This is a genomic window from Marinospirillum minutulum DSM 6287, assembly GCF_000422325.1.
GTDB classification, from domain to species: Bacteria; Pseudomonadota; Gammaproteobacteria; order Pseudomonadales; family Halomonadaceae; genus Marinospirillum; species Marinospirillum minutulum.
Genome location: NZ_KE383818.1, coordinates 26,133 through 50,824 on the forward strand (window position 1 = coordinate 26,133; position 24,692 = coordinate 50,824).

23 protein-coding genes are annotated in these 24,692 nt (G+C 43.5%); 20 read left to right on the plus strand and 3 right to left on the minus strand.

All coding sequences use genetic code 11. From position 1 onward, the window contains the following. Positions 1-3: 3 nt before the first annotated feature. From aroE to H571_RS16115, 6 genes are all read left to right on the plus strand, one after another. Complete coding sequence (aroE, locus tag H571_RS0109665; RefSeq protein ID WP_027849122.1) at positions 4-843, plus strand: shikimate dehydrogenase; 840 nt, start codon at positions 4-6, stop codon at positions 841-843. A gap of 5 nt (positions 844-848) precedes the next feature. After that, on the plus strand, positions 849-2,378 hold the full coding sequence (gene dgt / locus H571_RS0109670) for a dGTPase (protein ID WP_027849123.1): 1,530 nt from the start codon (positions 849-851) through the stop codon (positions 2,376-2,378). A gap of 85 nt (positions 2,379-2,463) precedes the next feature. Further along, positions 2,464-3,282 carry a crotonase/enoyl-CoA hydratase family protein gene (locus H571_RS0109675; protein ID WP_051168273.1) on the plus strand — a complete coding sequence of 273 codons (819 nt, stop codon included), beginning with the start codon at positions 2,464-2,466 and terminating at the stop codon, positions 3,280-3,282. Positions 3,283-3,287: 5 nt separating this feature from the next. Continuing rightward, positions 3,288-5,096, plus strand: a complete 1,809-nt coding sequence (gene radD / locus H571_RS0109680; RefSeq protein ID WP_027849125.1) for a DNA repair helicase RadD — start codon at positions 3,288-3,290, stop codon at positions 5,094-5,096. Between the two features lie 89 nt (positions 5,097-5,185). Continuing rightward, entirely contained in the window at positions 5,186-6,139 is a 954-nt protein-coding gene (gene rfaD, locus H571_RS0109685) for an ADP-glyceromanno-heptose 6-epimerase (RefSeq protein WP_027849126.1), read from the plus strand. A gap of 56 nt (positions 6,140-6,195) precedes the next feature. Next, positions 6,196-7,179: an RpnC/YadD family protein gene (locus tag H571_RS16115; protein ID WP_027849127.1), complete on the plus strand. Its 984-nt coding sequence runs from the start codon at positions 6,196-6,198 to the stop codon at positions 7,177-7,179. Between the two features lie 121 nt (positions 7,180-7,300). On the opposite strand, the gene H571_RS0109695 is transcribed toward H571_RS16115, so the two are convergent. Continuing rightward, entirely contained in the window at positions 7,301-8,797 is a 1,497-nt protein-coding gene (locus H571_RS0109695; RefSeq protein WP_027849128.1) for a RimK family protein, read from the minus strand. Positions 8,798-8,939: 142 nt separating this feature from the next. Here H571_RS0109695 and H571_RS0109700 point away from each other — a divergent pair, with 142 nt between their 5' ends. From H571_RS0109700 to H571_RS0109725, 6 genes are all read left to right on the plus strand, one after another. Next, positions 8,940-10,028 (plus strand): M14 family metallopeptidase, encoded by a 1,089-nt coding sequence (locus tag H571_RS0109700; RefSeq protein WP_036218080.1) that lies wholly within the window; start codon positions 8,940-8,942, stop codon positions 10,026-10,028. Then, entirely contained in the window at positions 10,025-11,167 is a 1,143-nt protein-coding gene (locus tag H571_RS0109705; RefSeq protein WP_027849130.1) for a GNAT family N-acetyltransferase/peptidase C39 family protein, read from the plus strand. Before H571_RS0109700 ends, H571_RS0109705 begins: the two co-directional genes overlap by 4 nt. A 192-nt stretch (positions 11,168-11,359) precedes the next feature. Further along, positions 11,360-12,364, plus strand: coding sequence for a cytochrome-c peroxidase (locus tag H571_RS0109710; RefSeq protein WP_027849131.1), 1,005 nt, complete (start codon positions 11,360-11,362; stop codon positions 12,362-12,364). A 134-nt stretch (positions 12,365-12,498) separates the two neighbouring features. Further along, entirely contained in the window at positions 12,499-13,320 is an 822-nt protein-coding gene (locus tag H571_RS0109715; protein ID WP_027849132.1) for an ion transporter, read from the plus strand. Between the two features lie 23 nt (positions 13,321-13,343). Then, positions 13,344-13,976 (plus strand): CoA pyrophosphatase, encoded by a 633-nt coding sequence (locus H571_RS0109720; RefSeq protein WP_156887863.1) that lies wholly within the window; start codon positions 13,344-13,346, stop codon positions 13,974-13,976. A gap of 31 nt (positions 13,977-14,007) precedes the next feature. Then, entirely contained in the window at positions 14,008-15,021 is a 1,014-nt protein-coding gene (locus H571_RS0109725) for a tryptophan--tRNA ligase (protein WP_027849134.1), read from the plus strand. A 58-nt stretch (positions 15,022-15,079) separates the two neighbouring features. On the opposite strand, the gene H571_RS0109730 is transcribed toward H571_RS0109725, so the two are convergent. Both H571_RS0109730 and H571_RS0109735 read right to left on the minus strand, forming a co-directional pair. Further along, positions 15,080-16,378 (minus strand): HlyC/CorC family transporter, encoded by a 1,299-nt coding sequence (locus H571_RS0109730; RefSeq protein ID WP_027849135.1) that lies wholly within the window; start codon positions 16,376-16,378, stop codon positions 15,080-15,082. Positions 16,379-16,390: 12 nt separating this feature from the next. Next, positions 16,391-17,227, minus strand: coding sequence for a cytochrome C assembly family protein (locus H571_RS0109735; RefSeq protein WP_245562341.1), 837 nt, complete (start codon positions 17,225-17,227; stop codon positions 16,391-16,393). Positions 17,228-17,313: 86 nt separating this feature from the next. Here H571_RS0109735 and ffh point away from each other — a divergent pair, with 86 nt between their 5' ends. From ffh to thrC, 8 genes are all read left to right on the plus strand, one after another. Then, the gene (gene ffh, locus H571_RS0109740; RefSeq protein ID WP_027849137.1) at positions 17,314-18,711 is read left to right on the plus strand and encodes a signal recognition particle protein; all 1,398 of its coding nucleotides are present in this window, start codon (positions 17,314-17,316) and stop codon (positions 18,709-18,711) included. A 282-nt stretch (positions 18,712-18,993) separates the two neighbouring features. Further along, positions 18,994-19,242, plus strand: coding sequence for a 30S ribosomal protein S16 (gene rpsP, locus H571_RS0109745; RefSeq protein WP_027849138.1), 249 nt, complete (start codon positions 18,994-18,996; stop codon positions 19,240-19,242). 47 nt (positions 19,243-19,289) lie between these two features. Further along, a complete protein-coding gene (rimM, locus tag H571_RS0109750) occupies positions 19,290-19,847 on the plus strand; it encodes a ribosome maturation factor RimM (protein ID WP_245562342.1) in 558 nt (185 codons plus the stop codon). Next, positions 19,834-20,643, plus strand: a complete 810-nt coding sequence (gene trmD / locus H571_RS0109755; RefSeq protein WP_051168274.1) for a tRNA (guanosine(37)-N1)-methyltransferase TrmD — start codon at positions 19,834-19,836, stop codon at positions 20,641-20,643. The genes rimM and trmD overlap by 14 nt, the downstream gene beginning before the upstream one ends. A 17-nt stretch (positions 20,644-20,660) precedes the next feature. Further along, on the plus strand, positions 20,661-21,017 hold the full coding sequence (gene rplS / locus H571_RS0109760; protein WP_027849141.1) for a 50S ribosomal protein L19: 357 nt from the start codon (positions 20,661-20,663) through the stop codon (positions 21,015-21,017). Between the two features lie 148 nt (positions 21,018-21,165). Next, the gene (locus H571_RS0109765; RefSeq protein ID WP_027849142.1) at positions 21,166-21,882 is read left to right on the plus strand and encodes a DsbC family protein; all 717 of its coding nucleotides are present in this window, start codon (positions 21,166-21,168) and stop codon (positions 21,880-21,882) included. A gap of 50 nt (positions 21,883-21,932) precedes the next feature. Further along, positions 21,933-23,237 carry a homoserine dehydrogenase gene (locus H571_RS0109770; RefSeq protein WP_027849143.1) on the plus strand — a complete coding sequence of 435 codons (1,305 nt, stop codon included), beginning with the start codon at positions 21,933-21,935 and terminating at the stop codon, positions 23,235-23,237. A 19-nt stretch (positions 23,238-23,256) separates the two neighbouring features. Beyond that, entirely contained in the window at positions 23,257-24,651 is a 1,395-nt protein-coding gene (gene thrC, locus H571_RS0109775; RefSeq protein ID WP_027849144.1) for a threonine synthase, read from the plus strand. Positions 24,652-24,692: the final 41 nt, after the last annotated feature.

Genomic DNA, 24,692 nt, shown 5'->3' on the forward strand with positions numbered 1-24,692 from the left:
AAAATGCTGGATCAGTACGCTGTTTTTGGTAACCCCATAGCGCACAGCAAATCGCCACAAATTCATACCTGGTTTGCGCAGCAGACCAAGCAGTCATTAGACTACAAGGCTATTTTGGTACCAGAAGATGATTTTGAAGCCAGTGCTAAAAGCTTTTTTGCTAGGGGTGGTTTAGGTGCAAATGTCACTGTTCCCTTTAAGTTAGATGCGTTAGTTTTTGCTGATACGCTTTCGCCTCGTGCACGTCGAGCCGGTGCGGTAAATACCTTGCAGCTAGGTAAAAACAAACAAATTTATGGCGATAATACCGATGGTGTTGGTTTGGTTAGAGATTTAACCAATAACCTAGGTTTTAGCCTAGCCGGTAAAAAGGTTTTATTGGTTGGAGCAGGTGGTGCTGCCCGTGGGGTAATAGAACCTTTATTGAATGCTGGCATTGCCCAGTTAAAAATTGCTAATCGCACCCCAGAAAAAGCCCAACAGCTAGTCAAAATATTTCATGGTTTACAACCAGAAACGCAATTAAGCTCAAGTAACTGGGCAGCATTAGAAGCTAACCAGTTTGATTTAATAATCAATGCCACTTCATCTAGCTTGGCAGGTGATCTTCCTCCCTTGCCAGATCACTTGTTTAGCAAGCAATCACTCGCCTATGACCTAATGTATAGCCAGCAGCCCACGCCTTTTATGCTTTGGGCTAAGCAGCAGGGTGCGACACAAGTAGCCGATGGTTTAGGAATGCTGGTAGAGCAGGCTGCTGAAGCCTTCTTTTTATGGCGACAAGTAAGACCAGCAACGCAAGCAGTTTTAGAAAAGCTAAGGCCTAAGCAAGTAGGAAGCTAAAAATAATGCAAAGAATTCTAAGTCGCTACAGTGCGTTACGGCCTTATCTAAGAGAGGCTAAGCTTGATTCTGCTTCCCAGCAGTTACCCCAGTTAAACATTAGTGCCTTAGAAAACAAGCTAGAAAGTGACCGTGGCCGCATTATTAATTCTGCAGCGGTTAGGCGCTTACAACAGAAAACACAGGTTTTTCCCTTAGAGCGTAATGCAGCGGTAAGAAGTCGCTTAACCCATTCGTTAGAAGTTCAGCAAGCAGGACGCTTTATTACCCGCACGGTTTTTCAGTTATTACGCAAACAGAAGCAAGCAGGCCAAGAAGTTTTGGCATTAGAGCGTGCAACAGAAACGCTAGTGGAAATGGCCTGCCTAATGCACGATATAGGCAACCCACCTTTTGGTCATTTTGGTGAAGAAATTATTTCGCGTTGGTTTGCGGAAAAACTACCTAAGCTAGACGTTTTTAAGCAGTCTTTGCCCGATGCTGCACAAAGCCAGTTACGTGATGAACTGCTTTTAGAACTACAGCAATTTGAAGGTAATGCCCAAGCAATTCGCCTACTATTTAGCCTGCAAAAACTTAACCTTACTTATTTGCAATCTGCCTGCGTACTTAAATACACCCGTTGTGCAACCCAACCCAAGCCTGAAAATGATCATCCATTAAGTTACTTGCAAAAAAAGCCAGGCTTTTATTTTTCAGAAAAAAAATTTATCGAAGACCTTTGGCAAGAATTAGATTTACAGCCAGGGCACAGGTTCGCCTTAAGTTATTTAATGGAAGCCGCCGATGATATTTCTTATTGCCTAGCCGATATAGAAGACAGTGTAGATAAAGATATACTTAGCTATACCGAGTTGGCTCAGCTACTAAAAGAAGAATTTGCACAGCAGTATTCACAAAACCCTGAAGGTACACACTTTAAGGGTAAGTCGTTTAATCAGCTAGTTGATGAAGCCCTTGCCGCTGCCAAGTTAGAAAACTACAACAAAGACCATGAGTTTTTTGTAAGGCTTAGAGTTAATTTAGTCCATCCACTCGTAGAACATGCCGCGCAAGCCTTTGTTGACCATCTGCCGCAGGTTGCAGAAGGCAGCTTAAACAAGGCCTTATTAGAAGATGACTCACCTTGCCATGCGTTAATTAGCACCTTAAAGCAAGTGGCGTTCAAGCATGTTTTTAATGTGAGTGAAGTAACCACCCTAATGCTACAAGGCCACCGCATTATTACTGGTTTATTAGACTTTTATTTGCCATTACTTCAACTACCCAGAGAAGATTTTAGCCTTTTAGCTAGGGGCAAGCGTGTTCCAGGTAAACAGCTGCTGTTTGAAGTTCTATTGGTTGATCGTATGCCAAGAAAACATTTAAAAGCCTATCAACTACTTTGTGCCTCGGCGGTAGAATTGGGTGCTGGAGCGTTGAATGCTGATACTTGGGAGCTTTACTGCCGTTGCCGATTATTACAAGACATGATTAGTGGTATGACAGACCAGTACGCTTTAGATGAATATCAAACCTTAGCAGCGACCCATTAACCTAATTGCGTATCAAACAGTTGTTTGACTTTATCTTAACCTTTGCCTAATCTCAGCTTACCAAAACCTGCAAGGCTTACTCAAAATGACAAAAAATATCGCAGATCAACATGAAGAACCCTGTGTAAAACTATCGCTACAAGAAGGTATTGCCCGAGTGGTGCTTAATCGCCCCAAGCAACATAACAGCTTAGATATAGAGCTAATTACGTCACTCTTAGAAGTGTTAACTACGCTAAATTCTAGCCGTGATCTACGCGTTGTTATTCTCTCAGGTAGTAACCATAACTTTTGCAGTGGGCTAGATGTTGCCGGAGTAATGGCCGACCCTAAAAATATTCAATGGCTACTCAGTAGCTGCGATGGTTATCCGCATAATAAAGTTCAGCATTTAGCTTTGGGTTGGCGCTCATTACAAGTGCCAGTTATTGCTGCCATTGAAGGCTACTGTTATGGCGGTGGTTTACAAATCGCTATGGGTGCAGATATGCGTATTGCCCACCCAGATGCACGCTTGTCGGTGATGGAAGGCCGCTGGGGCATTATTCCTGATATGGGCATTAGCGTGACAGCCCGAGGCTGTGTTAAAGAAGATGTGTTATTACGTATGACGGTTACAGCCGAAGTGGTTAATGGTCAGGCAGCATTAAGCTCAGGCTTAGTGACTGAGGTTGCCGATGATCCAGTGGCCCGTGCAGAAGAGCTGGCAGCACTTATCTGTAAACGCTCGCCCGATATGGTGGAAGCGGCTAAGCGCCTGCTGCGTGATTCTTATACCCAAACCGATGATGAACGCCTAGCTTTTGAAGAAAAACTACAGCGCCGTTTGCTGGGTTCACCTAACCAAATGGAAGCGGTGATGGCTAATATTGAAAAGCGTGATCCTGTTTATACTTCTGAATAAGCAGTATGACTAGCCCAGCCTTCCAGCGACAAGCATTTCAATTAAGGCCTTACCAAAAAGAAGCAGTAGAAAGGGTGCTGGAATGGTTTCGGGCAACCAGTGACCCAGCGGTTTTATGCTTGCCCACTGGTGCTGGCAAAAGCTTGGTGATTGCAGAACTCGCCCGTTTAGCTAGAGGGCGAGTGCTAGTGCTGGCGCATGTCAGTGAACTGGTTGAACAAAACCATGCCAAATATGAAACCTATGGCCTAGCTGCCGATATTTTTAGCGCGGGTTTAGGTTCTAAAAAAGCTGCCAGCCAAGTGGTGTTTGGTTCAGTGCAATCGGTCGTGCGTAATCTTGAGCAGTTCAATGACGCGGCTTTTACCCTGCTAGTGATAGATGAATGCCACCGAGTTAGCTTGGGCGAAGCGACCTCCTACCAGCAAATTATCCAACACCTATTAAAGCTGAATCCTAATCTAAAAATCCTTGGTTTAACGGCCACACCTTTTCGTTTAGGGCAGGGTTTTATTTATCATCGTCACCTACAGCAACAAGCCGTTAGAGGTGATGAAGACAGCTTTTTTAAAGCCTGCATTTATGAATTGCCGCTGCGTTGGATGGTTAAAAATAACTTTTTAGTTAAACCAGAACGCTTGGATATGGCGATTTTGGCCTATGATTTTTCTAGCCTAGTGCCTGCCAATACGGGTTATTACCCAGAAGCAGAATTAGACAAGGTGGTTAAAGATAACCGCGTTACGCCTAGCATAGTTGCAGACATTCAACAGCGAGCAGCCCAGCGCCAAGGTGTGATGGTGTTTTGTGCCAGTGTGCGCCATGCAGAAGAAGTCGCGGGTTTATTACCGGCTGAACAAACCGCTTTAATTACTGGCAAGCTGGCTAGCAAAGAACGTCAGCAAATTATTCAAGCCTTTAAAGCCCAGCAAATAAAATACTTGGTGAATGTCTCAGTATTAACCACGGGTTTTGATGCGCCTCACGTGGATTTAATTGCCATTTTAAGGCCCACCGAATCAGTCAGCCTGTATCAGCAAATTATTGGTCGAGGATTACGCCTTTCGCCTGCTACCCAAAAAACTGACTGTTTAATTTTAGACTATGCTGGCAACCCTTGGGATATTTGGGCGCCAGAAGTAAATACACCCAAGCCCAATGCCAATACTGAATTAGTGCAGGTACTTTGCCCCGGCTGTGGTTTTGCCAATAGCTTTTGGGGTGTAACAACAGCCGAAGGTGAACTATTGGAGCACTTTGGTAGGCGTTGCCAAGGTTGGTTGGAGGGTGTGGGCGAAGGAGTGGATAAAAAAGGTGAGCAATGTGATTTTCGTTTCCGTTTTAGGGTGTGTGAGGCCTGCGGTGGCGAAGCCGATATTGCTGCCAGAGTTTGCCCGCATTGTGATACCACGCTGGTGGATGCCGATAAAAAACTCAAAGAAGCCTTGCAACTTAAAGATGCCAAGGTATTAAGAGTCAGTGGCATGACTTTAGAAGTTGCCTTAAATGGCAAGGGGTTAGAACGTTTAAAAGTCAACTACTATGATGAAGATGCTAGTGAGTTAAGCGATTGGTATGCACTAGAAACACCCGCCCAGCGTAAAGCGTTTGAGCAGGTATTTTTGCGTGAACATTTAAAAGCCCCTGCTAGTGGTTGGCTGCCTAAAAATGCTGAAGAGGCCGTTGCTGGCGCAGAGCGTTTGCGCTACCCAGACTTTGTCATCGCCCGCAAAATCAATAAAAAATATTGGCGTATTCAGCAGCGTTTATTTGATTACCAAGGCAGTTATCGTAAAGCTGTAGCAGCGGGTTAAACCTGCTAAACTTTCAATCATACTTCAGCAATCTTTTCAGTAATTGAATTCTTAAACTGGGTTTTTACCAGTCAGCAAGAGGCATAAACATGATAGTAGTAACAGGCGGTGCTGGTTTTATTGGTAGCAATATCGTCAAGCAATTAAATGAACAAGGCCGTACCGATATTCTAGTGGTCGATGATTTAACCGATGGCACTAAGTTCGTTAATATTGCTGATTTAACCCTTGCTGACTATATGGATAAAGATGAGTTTCGTCAGCGGGTGTTAGCAGGCGATGAATTTGAAGAGCTAGGGGGTATTGACGTTATTTTCCACGAAGGCGCTTGTTCAGCAACCACCGAGTGGGATGGTAAATACATGATGGATAATAACTATCAGTATTCCAAAGACCTGCTGCACTTTTGCCTTGATTTAAAAATCCCTTTTATTTATGCCTCTTCTGCGGCGACCTATGGTGGTCGTAACGACAACTTTATTGAAGAGCCACAATATGAGCAACCGCTGAATGTTTACGGTTATTCTAAGCAGCTATTTGACCAGTATGTGCGCCAATTATTGCCAGGACTTAAATCTCAGGTAGTGGGTTTAAAATACTTCAATGTCTATGGTCCTCGTGAGCAACATAAAGGCGGTATGTCGAGTGTGGCGTTTCATTTAAATACTCAGCTAGTAAATGGTGAAAACCCTAAGCTGTTTGAAGGTAACGATGGCTTTCCAAATGGCGGCCAAAAACGTGACTTTATTTATGTTGAAGATGTTTGTAAGGTTAACCTGTGGTTTTGGGAAAATCCGCAAGTCAGCGGTATTTTTAACTGTGGTACAGGCCGTGCGGAACCCTTCCAGCAGGTAGCAGAAGCAGTTATCAAACATCACCAAACAGGCGAAATTGTTTATATTCCCTTCCCTGAACAACTTAAAGGCCGTTACCAAAGCTTTACTCAAGCCGATTTAACTAAGCTACGTGCTGCCGGTTATCCGTATGAGTTTAAAACCGTTGCCGAAGGCGTAAGCGAATACATGGCTTGGTTAAATCCTTAGGCTATTTATAAAAAAACATACTAGGCTTATACAATAACCTCTAAAAAGGAGTTTGTATGAGTGCTTCAGCAACCGAAGATGGGCTAGTTGTTCGTTCTGATTACGATGGAGCTTGGAAGGCAGCTTTAGAAAAGTATTTTAAAGAATTTCTTCAGCTGTTGTTTCCAGAGATTCATAGTGAAGTTGATTGGAAAAAAGGCTATGAATTTCTTGATGGTGAGCTAGAAAAAATAACTGTTGATGCTAAAACTGGTCGCCGTTATACCGACAAGCTGGTTAAGGTTTACTACCTAGACGGCACGGAAGAATGGCTGCTAATTCACGTAGAAATTCAAAGCTCGCCCGAATTAAAAGGTATTTTTGCACGGCGTATGTTTACCTATTGGTCACGCTTGACCGACCGCTACCAAGTAGACGTTGTTAGTCTAGCAGTCTTGGCAGATACTAACTCAAACTATCGCCCCAATACTTTTTACTTCAACCGTTCGGGAACTGAAATTACCTTTACTTATCCAACGGTTAAGCTGGTTGACTTTGAGAGTGAAGCTAACTGGACTAGCCTTGAATCTGATAACAATATTTTTGCCTTGCTGGTGATGGCGCAGATCAAAGCTAAACGCCTTAAAGGTAATAACGAAGGTTTGTTTGATTTTAGGTTAGGCTTAACCCGATCACTTTATATTCGAGGTTACAATCGTGAGCAGGTGGTTGAGTTATTTCACTTTATTGGCTGGATGATTCGTTTACCTGAAATGCTTGAATATCGTTTAATTGAAGCCGTTAAACGTGTCGAAGAGGAGTTTAAAATGCCTTATATCAATACAGTTGAGCAGTACGGAAGAAAACAAGGAATTGAACAGGGAATCGAGCAAGGTCGCCGTGAAGCGGAAGAGCGAGCCGCAGAAGAGCAGCTTAAAAATACAAGGCGTATTGCTTGCGGTATGTTTGCAGTTGAGGGACTAAGTGATGAGCAGATTGCTGAAATTACAGGTTTAGCCGTTGAAGAAGTTACTCAGCTTCGCCTAGAAAAAAAACACTAAACCTTATAAGACTAGTGTTTAAAAGATTTAGCAGGGAATTAAAAAGGGTCGCTAGGAGTAATCTTAGTGGCCCTTTTTAAGTTGGTTATTTAATGGCTAATTCTTGCCTTAGCTTTAGGCCTTAGCCATGACCACTGCTTCTTAGTTCCATACGGCGTAAAAACTCGCCCATAACTTGTAGGTAAAGGTCTTCTTTGGAATACAGGTCTTCTACGTCAGAATCAATATTAGGGTTGTCGTTCACTTCGATAACTACCACTCTATCGCCACTTTGTTTTAAGTCCACGCCATAAAGCCCATCACCAATTAACTTGGTGGCTTTAAGTGCAGTTTTTAAAACCTGTGCTGGTACTTGGTGAATTGGCAGGGTGGCAAAACCACCTGATTCTGCTTCGCCACTGGAATGGTTATAAATTTGCCAATGGCCTTTAGTCATAAAGTACTGACACGCAAAAATCGCCTTATTATTCAGCACGCCAATGCGCCAATCATAGTCGGTGTACATAAATTCTTGTACCAACAAAATGGCTGACTGTTTAAAGTAATGCGCGGCTTGTTCTAGCAGCTCTTTTTGGTCATTCACCTTAACCACGCCCTTAGAAAAAGCCCCATCGGGTACTTTTAGGACCGCAGGGTAGGCCATGTTTTTAGCAACTTGGCGCAACTCTTTTATATGGTCTTTATAAAGAAAAGTAGTTTGCGGCATAGGAATGCCTTTACTGGCCAATAAATCGGCTAGGTAAACCTTATTGCAGCAGCGCAAAATAGAGGTGGGGTCATCAAACACCACCAAGCCTTCAACTTCGGCTTTTTTAGCAAAGCGATAGGTGTGGTTGCTAATCGAGGTGGTTTCACGAATAAACAGTGCATCGTATTCAGCCAAGTGGCTAAAATCTTTCTTTTCGATTAGCTCAACATCGATACCTAGTTTATTGCCGGCTTTAATAAAGGCTTTAAGTGCCACTGGGTCAGAGGGTGGCAATTTTTCTTGAGGGTCAACCAAAATGGCTAGGTCATAGCGGTATTTCTTTTTAGTGCTGGGTTTGCGCCAAATTTTGCGGCTATAGCTGTCTAACGCCTTAGCAAATAAGTCTTCATCTTCGCCTGTTAAATGCTTTAAACCTTCTGGGCGAATGGCTTCTATTTGCCAGTCTTGGTTTTTACGAAAAGTAATGCTTAATACGGGGCAGGGAAATTGCTCAAATATTTGTCTAGCTAGGTCGGCTAACGGGGTAAAGCGGGTTTGCCCAAAACAGAGGGTGACTTCTAAACGCTGGTTTTCTTCGAGTTCAGCTTTTAAAAGAGCATCGCGGCTTACCAATTTATTTAATAAGGCATTCAGGTTTTCTAGATTCAAGCCATAAATGGACTTCTTGCCCAAGTCATTAATGGTACGAATAGAGGGGATAACCTTGTGCCCACGGGCTTCTGCTAGTAGCGAGGTGTAATAACCATAACTTAGGTAACGGTAGCTATTGCAGAGGTTGATAACCTGAGTCGCAGCAGTTTCTGTCGAGCTACCCTGAGCTAAATAGTCGTGGGCAGTAAACAAATCTTCTGTGGGGTAATAAGCTAACCAGTCAATGGTTTTATCAACAATAATTTTCAAACGAGCCATGGTCTACCTCAGGGTAATTAATAACTGCACTATCTAATGCTAGGGCAGACTAATCAATAGCTAACCAGAGTTTTTTTACCCTCTAGCCTGGTGGTCTAGCTAGGCGTAATCTAGGCAGATAAGTATTCAGAGGTTAGTTTTTATGTCAGGTTATTTTTCAACCGATTATAAAGCGGCAAGGCAAGCTTTTTTAAACCAAGCTCTAGAGGTTAAGGGCATTGCTTGGCAGGCCAGTTTCAAGCACCCATGCTTGGGCGCTCAGGGTGAAGAATTGGCTTTAGATGCTGTTTGGATGGGTGATTTAAATGCTTCTAAGCTTTTAATCGTTCAGTCGGCAACGCATGGCATTGAAGGCTTTGCTGGCTCCGCCATTCAAACAGCTTGGCTTACCGAAGCTGGCTTAAAGCAACTACCTGAAGACACGGCTATCTTGTTTTTACATGCCATGAACCCTTGGGGTTTTTCCTTTTTGCGCCGTGTTGATGAAGCCGGTATCGATTTAAACCGTAACTTTATTGATTTTACAGCCGTGCCAGACAATAAAGGTTATGAGGTTTTAAATGCGCTGCTTATTCCTACAGCTTGGCAACCAGAAGTTTTAAGCACAGCTGATAGTAAGTTAGCAGCTTATCAGGCTGCTTGGGGTGAAAGGCTGTATGAAGAAGCCGTGAGTGGTGGGCAATACACTCACCCACAGGGTTTGTTCTATGGCGGAAAAGAGCCTAGCTGGTCACGTTCAGTATTAACCCAACTGGCAACCGATTTACAACTGGCTGAACGAAAAGCTGTTGCCATTATAGATGTGCATACTGGCTTGGGCGATTATTCGGTAGGTGAAGTGATTTGTGACCACCCGCCCAATAGCTTGGGTGTGAGTTGGGCTAAACGCTGGTATGGCGCAGCGGTGACCGAGCCATTTTTAGGCACTTCATCCTCTGTACCCAAGCTGGGCTTAATTGATTATTTCTGGCATCAAACTTTACCCGATGCCTGTTGTTTTATTACTTTGGAATTTGGTACCGGCAGCACTGAAAACTTATTTAACGTGCTGCGTGCTGATCATTGGTTAGCAGGCCAAGCCACCAAAGATTTAGATAAAACACTACAACAAAAAATTCAGCAAGATTTATTAACGCATTTTTACCCAACCGATAAAACTTGGCAGCAGGCAGTTTTAAAGCAGGGTTTAGAGCGTATTAACCAAGCATTAGAAGGTTTACAACAAGTATGAAAGAGCAGGCAAAAAAAACATTACGCGAAGCAACCCTTGAGGACTTACCTAACCTGCTTGCACTTGAAAACCGTTGCTTTACGGGAGATAGGCTTAACAGAAGGCAATTTCGTTGGCTAATACAAAAAGGCCATGCTGCCGTACAGCTACTGGAACTCACTGCACCGCAAGAATCAGCCGAAGGAAAAACCTTAGCCGCTTATTTATTAATACTTTTCCACCGTGGCACTGCGCTGGCTAGAATTTACTCTATTGCTGTTAACCCTGACTTCCAAGGCCAAGGCTTGGGCGAATTTTTAATGCAGCAGGCAGAAGTTTTAGCCTTAGATGCTGGATGTACTGCTTTACGGCTTGAAGTACGTACCGACAATACCGGTGCCATTGCCTTATATGAGCGTTTAGGTTATCGAAAATTTGGGCAGTATGCCGATTATTATGAAGACCATAGCGATGCCCTGCGCTTTCAAAAACGCCTGCATAAAGAACCCGCTGGGCAATTCAGAAAAATACCCTACTACCAACAAACCCTACCTTTTACTTGTGGCCCGGCTTGTTTGCTTATGGCCATGAAAGCACAAGATGAAAGTACGCTACTCACTCGCCAGCAAGAATTGCAGCTTTGGCGTGAAGCGACCACTATTTTTATGACCACGGGGCATGGTGGTTGTGGTCCCAGAGGTTTGGCTTTAGCAGCTTGGCGACGGGGATTTAAAGTGGAGTTATGGCTGAATGTTGAAGGCCCTTTATTTATTAAAGGTGTGCGTAACCCCGTTAAAAAAAGTGTGATCTCGTTGGTTCATGAGGGCTTTAAAGAAGAATTAGCTCAAACAGACATAGTCGAGCACTTTGCAGAAATTACTCAAGCTGACTTAACAAGCGTTTTAGAAGCCGGTGGTGTGCCTTTAGTACTGATAAGTTCGTGGCAGTTTAGTCGCGAAAAAAGCCCCCATTGGGTGGTGGTTACCGCTATGGATGAGCAGTTTATTTATTTACATGACCCAGATGTGGATGAAGAAGATCAGAAGTCCTTGGTGGATACACAACAAGTGCCTATTTCCCGCCTAGAATTTTCAAGAATGGCCTGTTTTGGTAAAGAAAAGCTACGTACCGCCGTGGTGGTTTATCCAGCAAGAAGGTAAACCGGCTCCTTACTTGATTAAGGTCAAAATTATGCATCTATCCTTGCTGGTTTCTATAATTTGACAGGATATACTCTTAGTTGACCCTACTTAATTTTATTGATAAGTCATTGATAAATTTAAACTAATAGAGCGATAGCTAAAGCCAATAAGGGTCGATTTATCAGGCATAAATCATGAGGAGAGAACTCCATGAGAATAACGACTAATCTTCGAAAAATAAGCAGTGTTCTAGGCGTAGCAGGACTCGTTGCTTTAAGTGGAAACCTATTAGCTGGTGATGGTTATCACAGTAAATATGCAAATCGCTTTGAAGCACTACCTGCTATTTCACCGATTCCAGCCAATAACAGCCTAACGGAAGCTAAAGTTGAGTTAGGTAAAATGTTGTTTTTTGAACCACGCATTTCTGCCAGTGGTGTTATTAGCTGCGCTACCTGTCATAACCCAGCCTTAGGTTGGACTGACCGCATACCACGTGCAACAGGTCATGCGGCACAGGTGGGTGAGCGTAATACCCCTACAGTACTTAACTCCGGCTTTTTTACAGCACAGTTTTGGGATGGGCGAGCGGCTGACTTAGAAGAGCAGGCTCTAGGGCCAATTGAAGCCGATATCGAAATGAATATGTCGCTTGATGACGCTATTGCTCGTTTAAAAGGTTTTAAAGCCTACCAAGAAGCTTTTGCTCGTGCCTATGGTGGAAAGGGTGAGAAGCAAATCACACCAAGAAATGTTGCTCATGCAATGGCAAGCTTTCAACGCACTTTAAATACACCTAACTCGCCTTTTGATCGTTATTTGAACGGTGATTTAGATGCTTTAACAGAACAGCAAAAACGCGGCATGGCTGCTTTTGCAGATAACGGATGCAGTGCTTGTCACAACGGGCCAGCACTGACTGACAGCCTATTCCATGCTATTAAAGTACCTGGTTCAACCGATCTAGGCCGCTTTATAGTAACGGGTGATGAAGGTGATAAGCACCGCTTTAAAACACCAACTTTGCGTAATGTTGCTGTTACCTACCCCTACTTCAACAATGGTGGTACTGCAACACTAGAAGAAGCAGTTCAGGTGATGGGCAAAGAGATGCTAGGTCGTGATTTTGATAAGCGTACCAATGCCGATATCGTTGCCTTTTTACACTCTTTAACGGGTAAAATGCCGTCAATTGAAATACCAGCACTGCCCTAGTTTTAAATTTAAAAGAAAGAGGCCGAGTTGGCCTCTTTTTTTTAGCAAAAATTCTAGTAGAGCCAGTTATTAGCTAGGAATAATCTTGGCTTTCCTTGATAATCTTGCTTCTTTGTTTTGGAGATACAGGTGTAATGAAACGGCAAGCAGTGTATTTGCGAAAGCAGCTAGAAAAAATAAGAAAGAATAAGCTTTTTGAACTGACAGTCATTAGCATTATTATTATTTCTGCTTTGCTTATTGGAGCAAAAACCTATGAGGAAGCCAGCCGATTCGACCGAGTTATTTACTGGCTAGACTGGGGCGTTACAGCATTTTTCTTGGTCGAAATTATTATTCGCCTACTGTCAGAAAGAAGGTTTATCAACTTCTTTAAAAAAGGCTGGAATATTTTTGACTTCATCATAGTTACCGCCAGCCTCATTCCCATGGATTACTCAGAAATGGTGCTCCTAGCTCGCTTATTAAGGGTGTTTAGAGTACTGCGTTTGGTTTCTATGGTGCCAGAGCTAAGAATTCTTTTGTCTGCCTTGGTTAAGTCTTTGCCACGTATGGGTTATGTTGCACTGCTGATGTTCATTATTTTCTATATCTACGGTGCGATAGGTAGCTTTTTATTCCATGAGGTGAACGAAAAGCTTTGGGGTAATATTTCTTTAGCAATGCTTACGCTCTTTCAGGTAGCAACGTTTGAGAGCTGGGCAACCGCAGTACTTTACCCAACCATGGAGCACTTCCCTTACAGTTGGATTTATTTTTTAACCTTTATCTTTCTTAATGCCTTTGTTTTTTTGAATATGATGATAGGTATTGTTTTAGACGTAATGCAAAAAGAAAGTGCGCTTTATGAGATAGAAACAGGTGAAGGTGAAGCTGCAGAAATTCACTGGATGCGAGAGAATATGGAAACTTTACGTCAACAGATGGATCGAATAGAAGCCAAGTTAGACAAATAAAGCAACAAGGCGGAGGAGGTAAAATGTCAGCAATACTCGCTAACCTAACCCGTCAAATGCAGGGTTATCAGCCACAGCTACTTAAAAACACACTACCAGAAGCTGCAGTACTGCTGGCAGTAACTAAAGGTGAAAATCCAGAAGTTATTTTAACGCGCCGAGCGCAGCACTTAAAAAGTCACCCAGGGCAGGTAGCTTTTCCTGGTGGTAAGCGTGACAAAGAAGACCCGAATCTTTATGCAACCGCTTTACGTGAAGCAGAAGAAGAAATAGGGCTTAACCCCACACAAGTAGAGCCTTTAGGCCAGTTAAGCGATGTGATTTCTTTGCATGGTGTTAAAGTAACACCCTACGTTGCACTAGTACCTGATCAATTAGAGTTTAGGCTTTGTGAGGAAGAGTTAGACGCTATATTTAATGTGCCTATTGAATGGTTATTAGAAGACCCACGTAGCCATACCGATGTTATACACCTAACCGATGCTAGCAAACTCTATGTACCTAGTTATTCTTTTTCTGAGTTCACCATCTGGGGGTTATCTGCGATGATGCTAGTTGAGTTTTTGCAGGTTGGCTTTAATATGCCTATCGACCTATATCAGCAACCCAAAGGCAAGTTATTACACAGACCTTTGCGACCCTTGCCGGTTAACTAATTTCTAAAATAAGTATTTACAAAGAGTTCACATGACTAAAACACGAGTTTTAACAGGCATTACCACCACAGGCACACCCCACCTAGGCAATTATGTAGGTGCAATACGCCCAGCCATTGAAGCAAGTCGTGACCCTGAGGTGCAGTCTTATTATTTTTTGGCTGACTTTCATTCCCTAATTAAATGCCACGAGCCTGCACGCATTGCAGAATCTCGCCGTGAAATTGCATCCACTTGGCTGGCGCTAGGTTTAGATACTGACAATGCTATTTTTTACCGCCAAAGCGATATTCCAGAAATTCCTGAATTAACCTGGTTGTTAACCTGTGTGGCTGCTAAAGGCCTTATGAATCGCGCCCACGCTTATAAAGCGTCAGTGCAAGAAAACCTAGATGCGGGTGATAAAGATGCTGATGCAGGCATTAATATGGGGTTGTATAGCTATCCCATTCTTATGGCAGCCGATATTCTGCTATTTAATGCCAACAAAGTACCCGTAGGGCGGGACCAAACTCAGCACCTTGAAATGGCTAGAGATATAGGTCAGCGCTTTAACCATATTTTTGGTGAAGAGTTTTTTGTTATGCCAGAAGCAGTGGTTGATGAAAGAGTGAGTGTTTTAGCTGGCTTAGATGGCCGAAAAATGAGTAAGAGCTATAACAACACCATTCCATTATTTGAGCCTGAAAAGAAATTCCGTAAGCTGATTAACAAAATTAAAACTAATTCTTTAGAGCCAGGCGAGCCAAAAGAAACGACCGACTGCACCCTCTTCCAAATTTACAGTGCTTTTTCTACCGATGCAGATATTGCCAAAATGCGAGAGCGTTATGCCACAGGTATCGGTTGGGGCGAAATGAAGGGTGAGTTATTTGAGCTATTAAATGAACAGCTTAAAGGCCCGCGAGAAGAGTATCAGCGTTTGCTAGCAGACCCTGTTTATGTAGAAGGCGTGCTACAAAAAGGAGCTGAAAGGGCAAGAGCAGTAGCAACACCTACCTTGGAACGCTTAAAAGTTGCTGTAGGTTTAGGTCGCTTTATCTAACACCCAGAATAAGAAAAACCTGCTTTAAGCAGGTTTTTTTTAGGTAAGTGAATAGGCGTTATTTACTGGTGCGAAGCAGTTTCTTACGCTTTTTGCCAGTATCCTCCCAGCCTCTAACTGCTTTAATTAGATTTTCTTTTACTTCCAGCGTTTCAAAGCGGTAGTTACCAAAAACCACACAGGCATTACCATCAGGGATGGATTCTAAATACTCAAGAATGACACCATTCAGGGTTTTAGGGCCTTGTGTAGACAAATCCCAGCCGAGCTGTTTGTTAATTTCACGAATGTTGGCACTGGCATCAATTAACCAAGATCCATCTTGCTGTAGCTGAATATCATCTTGGTGGTGCAGGGTGTCGGTAGTAAATTCGCCGACTATTTCTTCTAAAATATCTTCTAGGGTTACTAAACCCTGCACATCGCCATATTCATCAACCACCATACCAATACGGCGCTTTTCTTTTTGGAAGTTAAGCAGTTGAGTCTGTAGAGGGGTAGATTCAGGAATAAAATAAGGCTCACGGCTTTCCTGAATTAACATGCCCTTGGTGGGGTTTTCTGAAGCAATAAGCCTAAGCGCACCACGCAAATGTAAGATGCCTATAACATCGTTGATATCGCCCTTATAAACAGGAATGCGGGTATGTTGCGAGTGGCGTAACAATTCTAGAATTTGCTCTATGTCTTGCTCTAGGTCAATCCCCGTCACTTCTTGGCGAGGAATCATTATGTCATCAACAGTAATTTTTTCTAAATCAAGAATGGATAAAAGCATTGCTTGGTGACGACTAGGTATAAGGTTGCCAGCCTCATTAACTACGGTACGTAACTCTTCAGAAGTTAGGTTATCTTGTTTGTTTTGATCAGGACGAGCACCGAGCAGTCTTAAGAAAAAATTGCCTATAAGGTTGACTACCCAAACTAAAGGATAAAGCAATTTAAGAAGTGGAATTAACGCATAGGAAGCAGGTTTTGCAAACTGCTCAGGGTGCAGGGCGGCTAAAGTTTTAGGTGTTACTTCAGCAAAAATAAGTACCACAATTGTTAAAGCAAAGGTGGCAACAACTGGACCAAGGCTTTCGCCTAAAAAATTAATGGCTATTACCGTGGCAATAGCAGCAGCAAAGTTATTAACAAAGTTGTTGCCAATAAGAATAACACCCAGTAATCGGTCTGGGCGTTCAAGTAGTTTGCTAATTCTAATCGAAGTTTTATCGCCTTGTTTTGCCTTGTGACTTAAACGATAACGATTAATGGACATCATGCCCGTTTCAGAGCCTGAAAAGAATGCAGAGCAGGCAATTAGCAGCACTAAAAGCCCGAGTAAAAAACCTATGGGTAGTTCAGCGTCCAAACAGTTTAGGCCTCACGCCAAGATGAATTGAAGTACAAACTTACTTCCAAAGTAAGCCAAGAGTAATAATAAGCTGCCGCCAAGCGTCCAACGAACAGCAGTTAAACCGCGCCAACCTAGCCGCCAGCGACCTATCAATAATAAACCAAAAACAACCCAAGCAGCTAAGGAAAGAAGCGTTTTATGTGCCATTCCAGCAGCAAACATATTATCTAAGAAAATAAAGCCACTTAATATACCTAGGCTAAGTAAAAGCTGCCCTGCAAATAAAAGCTCAAAAAGTAAGCGCTCCATGGTTTGTAAGGGTGGCAAAACAGCTATAAGACCACTCATGTGGCGTTGTTTTAATTGGTGGTTTTGAATAGCAAGCAAAAGGGCTTGCACGCTAGCGAGTGCGAATAAACTGTAAGCTGAGAGAGAAACAACAATATGAAAAAATAAGCCATTTCGACCTTCTATAGGAAAGGTGTTACTAAGGCTAAACTGATTAAACAATAAAGTGACGGCAGCTAAAGGGAAAAGTAATACTGCTAAATTCAGGGTAGAATGACGCAAGCTCGCAATTAAAATAAAAGCACAAATAAGCCAGTTGGCCAGCGATGCTGCTTCAACTAGGCCAAGGCTGAGGTTAGCAGGTAAGCCTAGGTGGCTATAGAGTGCGAGTCCGTGTGCTAATAAGGCACCCAAACCTAGAAGGCGAACAAGCGCTAACCTAGCCGGCGCTTTACGCGCTAAATGTAGTAGAACCCAGGTGCCAGCGGCAATATAAAAGGCTGCAGCAAGCAAGGTAAATGGAAGAAAAGCGGTCATACTAGGAAAGTGTAACTCCATAAATAAATATCTTACCATCCTAGCGGATTCCTTTGACTTTAGCATCCATTCCTAAAGCTTATTAGTCTATAATCGACACAAATGCTTAGTACTGAGGGCAAGACATGTTTGAAAATTTAAGTGATCGTCTGTCGCATACGTTACGCAGTATAACGGGTAACGCTAAATTAACAGAAGATAATATCAAAGAAACGCTGCGTGAAGTGCGTATGGCTTTACTTGAAGCCGACGTTGCACTGCCTGTTGTAAAAACATTTATTGAGCAGGTTCGTGAACGCGCTGTAGGGCAGGAAGTTTCTAAAGCCTTAAAACCAGGCGAGCAATTCTTAAAAATTGTTAACGAAACGCTAACCGACACCATGGGTTCCTCCCATGCGGGCTTAGAGTTAAAAGGTGAGCCTGCCACTATTTTGATGGCTGGCTTGCAAGGTGCAGGTAAAACGACCACCGTTGCAAAGCTTGCTCGCTTTTTGCGTGAAAGAGAAAAGAAAAAAGTTTTGGTTGTTTCTGTCGACGTTTACCGCCCTGCGGCTATGGATCAGCTAAAAACCTTGGCTGATGAAGTGGGTGTCGATTGCTTTCCTGCCACGCCAGATCAAAAGCCTTCCGCTATTATAGAAGCAGCAAAGCGCCAAGCTAAGATTCAATTCTACGATGTAATGCTGGTAGATACGGCCGGTCGTTTGCATGTAGACGAAGCCTTGATGGATGAAATAAAAGCCATTCACGCCCAACTTAACCCTTCTGAAACCCTGTTTGTTGTTGATGCCATGACAGGTCAAGATGCGGCTAACACTGCTAAAGCTTTTAATGAAGCGCTTCCTTTAACGGGTGTAGTGCTAACTAAAGCCGACGGTGATGCGCGTGGTGGTGCGGCTTTATCAGTACGCCAAATTACGGGTAAGCCCATTAAGTTTATGGGTATGGGCGAAAAAACCGATGCCCTAGAACCCTTCCACCCAGATCGTATTGCGTCACGTATTCTAGGTATGGGTGACCTGCTCTCGCTAATCGAAGAAGCAGAGCGCACCATGGATAAAGACAAGGCCGCCAAGCTAGCCAAAAAGGTTAAAAAAGGTAAAGGCTTTGATCTAGAAGATTTTCGTGAGCAGCTACAGCAGATGAAAAAAATGGGCGGCATGTCCAGCATGTTAGAAAAACTACCCGGTATGGGTGGTATGGCTAAGATGGCAGAACAACAAGGCCCCATGAAAGAGTTTGGTAAAATGGAAGCGCTAATTAACTCCATGACACCTTGGGAAAGACAAAAACCAGAATTGCTTAACGGCTCTCGTAAGCGCCGCATCTGTGAAGGTTCAGGAACTCAGTTACAAGATTTAAACCGCCTAATCAAACAGCACAAACAAATGCAGAAAATGATGAAAAAAATGACCAACAAAGGCGCTGTCGCTAATATGATGCGCGGTATGCAAGGTCAGTTACCACCGGGTATGGGCGGCATGGGTGGTATGGGTGGCGGTGGTTTTCCTCCTCGCTTTTAATAAAAGAAGGCTTCAGGCTTGCGTTTGTTGGTTAGGTCACTACAATAGCGCATCCCTGAAGGTCAGCGTTTAAATAGTAGGTTAAATCTAAGTCAAAGCTTCCCAAGGCTGAAGTAATCCATTAGAATACTTCGCCTTTCAGGTGGCTTGCCTTTTGAGCAGATTTTTTAAGTGCTGGGTTGGCTACCCGGATTAGGGTGACATCCTGGTCACAAATTTATTGCAGCGGCAGAAATAACTTCTGCGTTGTGTTTTCCGGATATTTTAAAGGAAAGACTCGTAATGGTAACCATTCGTTTAGCACGTGGTGGCGCAAAAAAGCGTCCGTTTTATCACCTACACGTAACTGATTCACGTAATGCACGTGATGGTCGTTACATTGAGCGCCTAGGTTTCTTTAACCCTGTAGCTCAAGGTAATGCAGAGCGTCTACGTATTGATACTGATCGTCTACAGCACTGGGTTGCTCAAGGCGCACAGTTGTCAGAGCGTGTTGCTAAGTTAGTAAAAGAAGCAGCTAAGCAGCAGTAATTACTGCTGTAACGCTAGTTGATATTTCGCACATGAGCGAGGTGCGCATGAGCGGAACAAAAAATCAGCTGACAGCAAAAGAAGATAAAGCTGAGCTAATTGTACTGGGTAAAATAACCAGTGTTTTTGGTATTAAAGGTTGGGTTAAAGTTTATTCTTATACCGACCCCATGGAAAACTTACTTGGGTACTCCCAGTGGCAGCTTAGGCTGAATGGGCAAAGTAAGTTAGTACGTCAGCTTGATGGTCGTAAGCACGGTAAAGGCCTAATAGCTAAGTTAGAAGGTGTAGATACACCAGAAGAAGCACGCTTATTATCAGGTGCAGAAATTCTACTTAGTAAAGACAAGCTACCCAAACTGCCTGAAGGTGACTATTACTGGAGTCAATTAATTGGCTTGAAAGTAGTTAACCTAGCAGGACAGCTTTATGGCGAAGTAAGTAGCTTGCTAGAGACTGGTGCCAACGATGTGCTGGTGGTTAAAGCTTGCCCCGGCAGTCTTGACCAGCAAGAACGTCTTATACCTTGGTTGTTGCCTGATGTCGTTCGTCAGGTCAATCTAGAAACTGCCCAAATTGAAGTGGATTGGGATGCAGACTTCTGAGTTAGAGGCACAACAAACGAGCAAATGGTTTGGTGTTGTCTCCTTGTTTCCCCAGATGTTTGATGCCATTACCCAGCAGGGTGTTATTTCTAGGGCAGTAAAGCAGGGTTTGTTGAATTTCGAATTCTGGAACCCGCGAGATTTTACTAGCGATAAGCATCACACGGTTGATGATCGCCCTTACGGTGGTGGTCCTGGAATGCTTATGAAGGTAGAGCCTTTGCAAGCCGCTATAAAAGCAGCAAGAGCAGCGGCAGGCTCTACTGCTAAAGTGATTTATCTCTCACCTCAGGGTAGAAAGTTAGATCAAGCAGGTGTAGAAGAATTAGCAGCCTGCAACAAAAACTTGATTCTTGTTGCAGGTCGTTATGAAGGTATTGATGAGCGCCTTGTGGCCTCAGAGATCGATGAGGAATGGTCCATTGGTGACTATGTTCTCAGCGGCGGTGAACTAGCAGCTATGACACTGATTGATGCAGTGTCTCGCCTTGTACCAGGAGTGCTCGGGCATGAGGCATCAGCAGAAGAGGATTCTTTTGTTGATGGTTTGCTGGACTGTCCGCATTATACGCGGCCTGAAGAGATAAATGGTGTAAAGGTGCCTGAGGTTTTACTCAGTGGTAACCATGAAGCCATACGTCGTTGGCGTCTGAAGCAGGCGCTCGGTCGAACCTGGTTGCGGCGCCCCGATTTACTGAAAGGACGTCAGTTAAATCAGGAGCAGCAGGTATTATTGACAGAATTTATCCGTGAATACGAAGCCCCGCTTGCCAGGGTGCAAGTCGAGCGGCCTTAGTCCAGGAGTGAGCAGCAATGAGCAGCAGAAACCTTATTATTCAGGCTATTGAAGCCGAACAAATGAACAAAGAAGTTCCTAACTTTGCACCTGGTGACACAGTTGTTGTTCAGGTAAAAGTAAAGGAAGGTACACGTGAGCGTCTACAGGCTTACGAAGGTGTTGTACTAGGTAAGCGCAATCGTGGCTTAAACTCAGCTTTCACCGTTCGTAAAATTTCTAGCGGTGTAGGTGTAGAGCGTACTTTCCAAGTTTACAGCCCTTTAGTTGAATCTATTCAAGTTAAGCGCCGTGGTGATGTACGTCAGGCTAAGATTTACTACCTACGTGATCGTTCTGGTAAGTCTGCACGTATTAAAGAGAAGCTAGCTTAAGTTATTTTTGCTTGATGTGTTTAGCAAAAGTAGGCTAGTTAAAACGGGCGCCCTCGGGTGCCCGTTTTTGTATTTAAGCTGAGTAACATTAGCCATTTTAAAAGCTGGCAGGCATACTGGTTTGCTAATAATTTTCTAGGGGATAAAAATGCTTAAGCAGTTTTTTACGGGTTTATTGCTGGTATTTTTTGTGGCTACTGCAGCCGCAAACACCAAAGACGAAATACAACTACGTTTACAAAAGATTGACCCCAGAATTGAGGTTGTTAAAGTCACGGCTGCACCCTTAAAAGACTTCTATCAAGTAGAGTTAAGTTCAGGTGATTTGCTTTACGTTAACAAGCAGAAAGATTATATTTTTGCAGGTAATTTATTAGAAATAACGAATGATGGTTTGGTTGACTTAACAGAAAACGCACGCTCGGCCATACGCACCCAAGTAATTCAAGCAGTTGCAGCCGAAGATCAAGTTGTTTTTGTTGCCAAGGGGCAGACTAAAGCAATCGTTCAAGTTTTTACTGACTCAACCTGCCCTTACTGTTCACGCTTGCATGAACAAGTTCCCGAATTAAACCAGCAGGGTGTAGAAGTACGCTACCTAGCTTTTCCACGTCAAGGTTTACAAGGCAAAGGCTACAATGATTTAGTCAACATCTGGTGTGCAGACAATCAACAAGAAGCAATGACAGCAGCTAAAGCCGGTAAAAAGTTGCCAGCAAAAGCCTGTAACAACCCTATAGAAGAACAGTATGAATTAGGGCGCAGGTTAGGTGTACAAGGAACGCCAGCTATCTTTTTACCCGATGGCAGACTTATTCCAGGCTTTGTGCCAGCAGAACGTTTGATAAGTGAGTTAGGGTTGTAAACTAGGTTACAATTAAAGAACAAAGACACCTTTAAGTTTAGGAGAGTAATTTGAAACCTGTAAAAGTGGCTATATGTGGACTAGGTACCGTTGGCGGTGGTGTATTTAATGTGTTGTTACGCAATGCCAGCGAAATTTCCCGTAGAGCAGGTCGGCCGATTGTTATCGAACAGGTAGCTACCCGAACTCCTAACCCAGACTGTGAAACATCTAGCGTTTATATGTCGCAAGATGTTTTTGATGTTATAGACAACCCAGAAATTGATATAGTCGTCGAACTTATTGGCGGTTACGATATAGCTTACGACCTAGTAATGAAGGCCATACAAGCAGGCAAGCATGTTGTTACTGCTAATAAAGCTTTGATTGCTGTTTATGGTAATGAAATTTTTCAAGCTGCACGTGAAGCCGGTGTAGTGGTTGCTTTTGAAGCGGCAGTTGCTGGCGGTATTCCCATCATTAAATCCATTCGTGAAGGCTTAACCGCCAATAAAATTCAATGGGTTGCTGGTATTATCAATGGCACAGGCAACTACATACTTAGCAGTATGCAGCAAGAAGGCAAAACCTTTGAAGAAGCCCTAGCCGAAGCGCAAGAGCTAGGTTATGCCGAAGCTGATCCAACCTTTGATGTGGAAGGCATAGATGCAGCCCATAAGCTAACCATTCTCTCTGCTATCGCTTTTGGTGTTCCATTAAGCTTTGATAAAGTTTATACCGAAGGCATTAGTCGCATTGAAATTGAAGACATTAAGCAAGCCGATGCACTTGGTTATGTTATTAAGCACCTAGGCATAACACGCCGTACCGAAGAAGGGCTAGAGCTAAGAGTTCATCCAACCCTAATACCTAAAGAACGCCTGCTAGCCAATGTTAATGGCGTAAAAAATGCCGTTATGGTTTCTGGTGATGCAGTTGGCCCAACACTTTATTACGGTGCTGGTGCTGGGGCAGAACCTACCGCTTCTTCTGTTATTGCAGATTTAGTTGATGTGGCGCGTGCTATGGGTGTAGATCAAGCCTCACGTGTGCCCTACCTTGCCTTTGCAGACCAGTCTTATGATTTGCCTGTACTGCCTATGGAAGAAATTGAAACAGCCTATTACCTGCGCTTGCTAGCAGTAGATCGCCCAGGCGTTCTTGCCCGTGTTGCTACAATTTTGAGCGAGCAGGGAATAAGCATTGAAGCCATAGTGCAAAGAGATTCAATTGAAGGCGAGCTAGTGCCCATTATTTTACTTACTCATGTCACTAAAGAAGCAGCCATGAACGAAGTAATACGCCAGATAGAATCGCTAGCTGATATTGCTGGTGGTGTCATGCGTATTCGTGTTGAAAGCCTAAACGATCAATAATTAAAAGCGAGATAAAGCCGTGCGTTATATCAGCACTCGCGGGCAAGCGCCCGCACTTAGTTTTGAAGAAGTGGTATTAACTGGACTAGCCCCAGACGGTGGCCTTTATGTGCCAGAAACCTACCCACAAATGAGTAAGCAAGAAATTGCTGACTTGGCAGGCTTGCCTTATCACGAAGTTGCTTTTCGAGTAATGCGTCCCTACATAGGCGACTGCATAGATGAAGCAACCCTGCGTGATATTTTAAAGAAAACCTATGCCAGCTTTAATCACGATGCAGTAGCGCCTTTAAAACAGTTAGATAACAACCACTTTTTATTAGAGCTTTTTCACGGCCCAACCTTGGCATTTAAAGACGTTGCCTTGCAGCTTCTAGGTCGTTTGCTAGACCATTTTTTACTAAAGCGTGGCGAGCGCGGTGTAATTATGGGGGCAACTTCTGGTGACACAGGTTCAGCAGCTATCGAAGGCTGTAAACCTTGCGAGCAGGTCGATATTTTTATTCTGCATCCGCATAACCGCGTTTCAGAAGTCCAGCGTCGTCAAATGACTTGTGTACTTGCACCTAACGTACACAACCTAGCCATTGAAGGTGACTTTGATGATTGCCAAGCTATGGTTAAAGCCAGTTTTGGTGATCAAAGCTTCTTAAATGGTCAGCGCCTAATTGCAGTTAACTCAATTAACTGGGCGCGTATTATGGCGCAAATTGTTTATTACTTTACCAGCGCAGTTGCGCTAGGTGCGCCCCACCGTGAAGTGTCTTTCAGTGTGCCTTCAGCCAACTTTGGCGATGTATTTGCAGGTTATGTAGCACGGAAAATGGGCCTGCCTATTCGTCAGCTAATTGTGGCTACTAACGCCAACGATATTTTACACCGCACTTTACATAGCAACGATTTCAGCAAAAAGACCCTAGAACCCACTTTAGCGCCTTCAATGGATATTGTAGTTTCTTCTAACTTTGAGCGTTTATTGTTCGATCTTTACGACCAGGATGGAGCCGCTGTTGCAGAGTTATTAGAAGATTTCCAAAGCAAAGCAACTCAGCTAGACCCTAAAGCTTGGGCTAAGGCACAAGAGGTTTTTGCTAGTCTGGCCGTTGATGATGCAACCATTTTAAAAGTAATAGCCGATGCCTTTAAACGCACGGGAGAGCTGCTAGACCCCCACACTGCAACGGGTTACCTAGCAACTGAAAAGTGCGCTACCGACCCTAAAGTTCCTGTAGTGACCTTAGCGACAGCACATCCAGCTAAATTTGAAGAAGCCATTATTAAAGCAGGTTTTGTTCAAGGTGCTAGTTTGCCAGAACACATGAGTGATCTCTTAGAACGAGAAGAGCGTTACACTGTACTACCAGCAGACTTAAAAACTGTACAAAATCACCTAGCTGAAGTACAAAGTAAATAACTAAACCAGATTGTTGTAATCAATTGGCTTTATACGAGTCA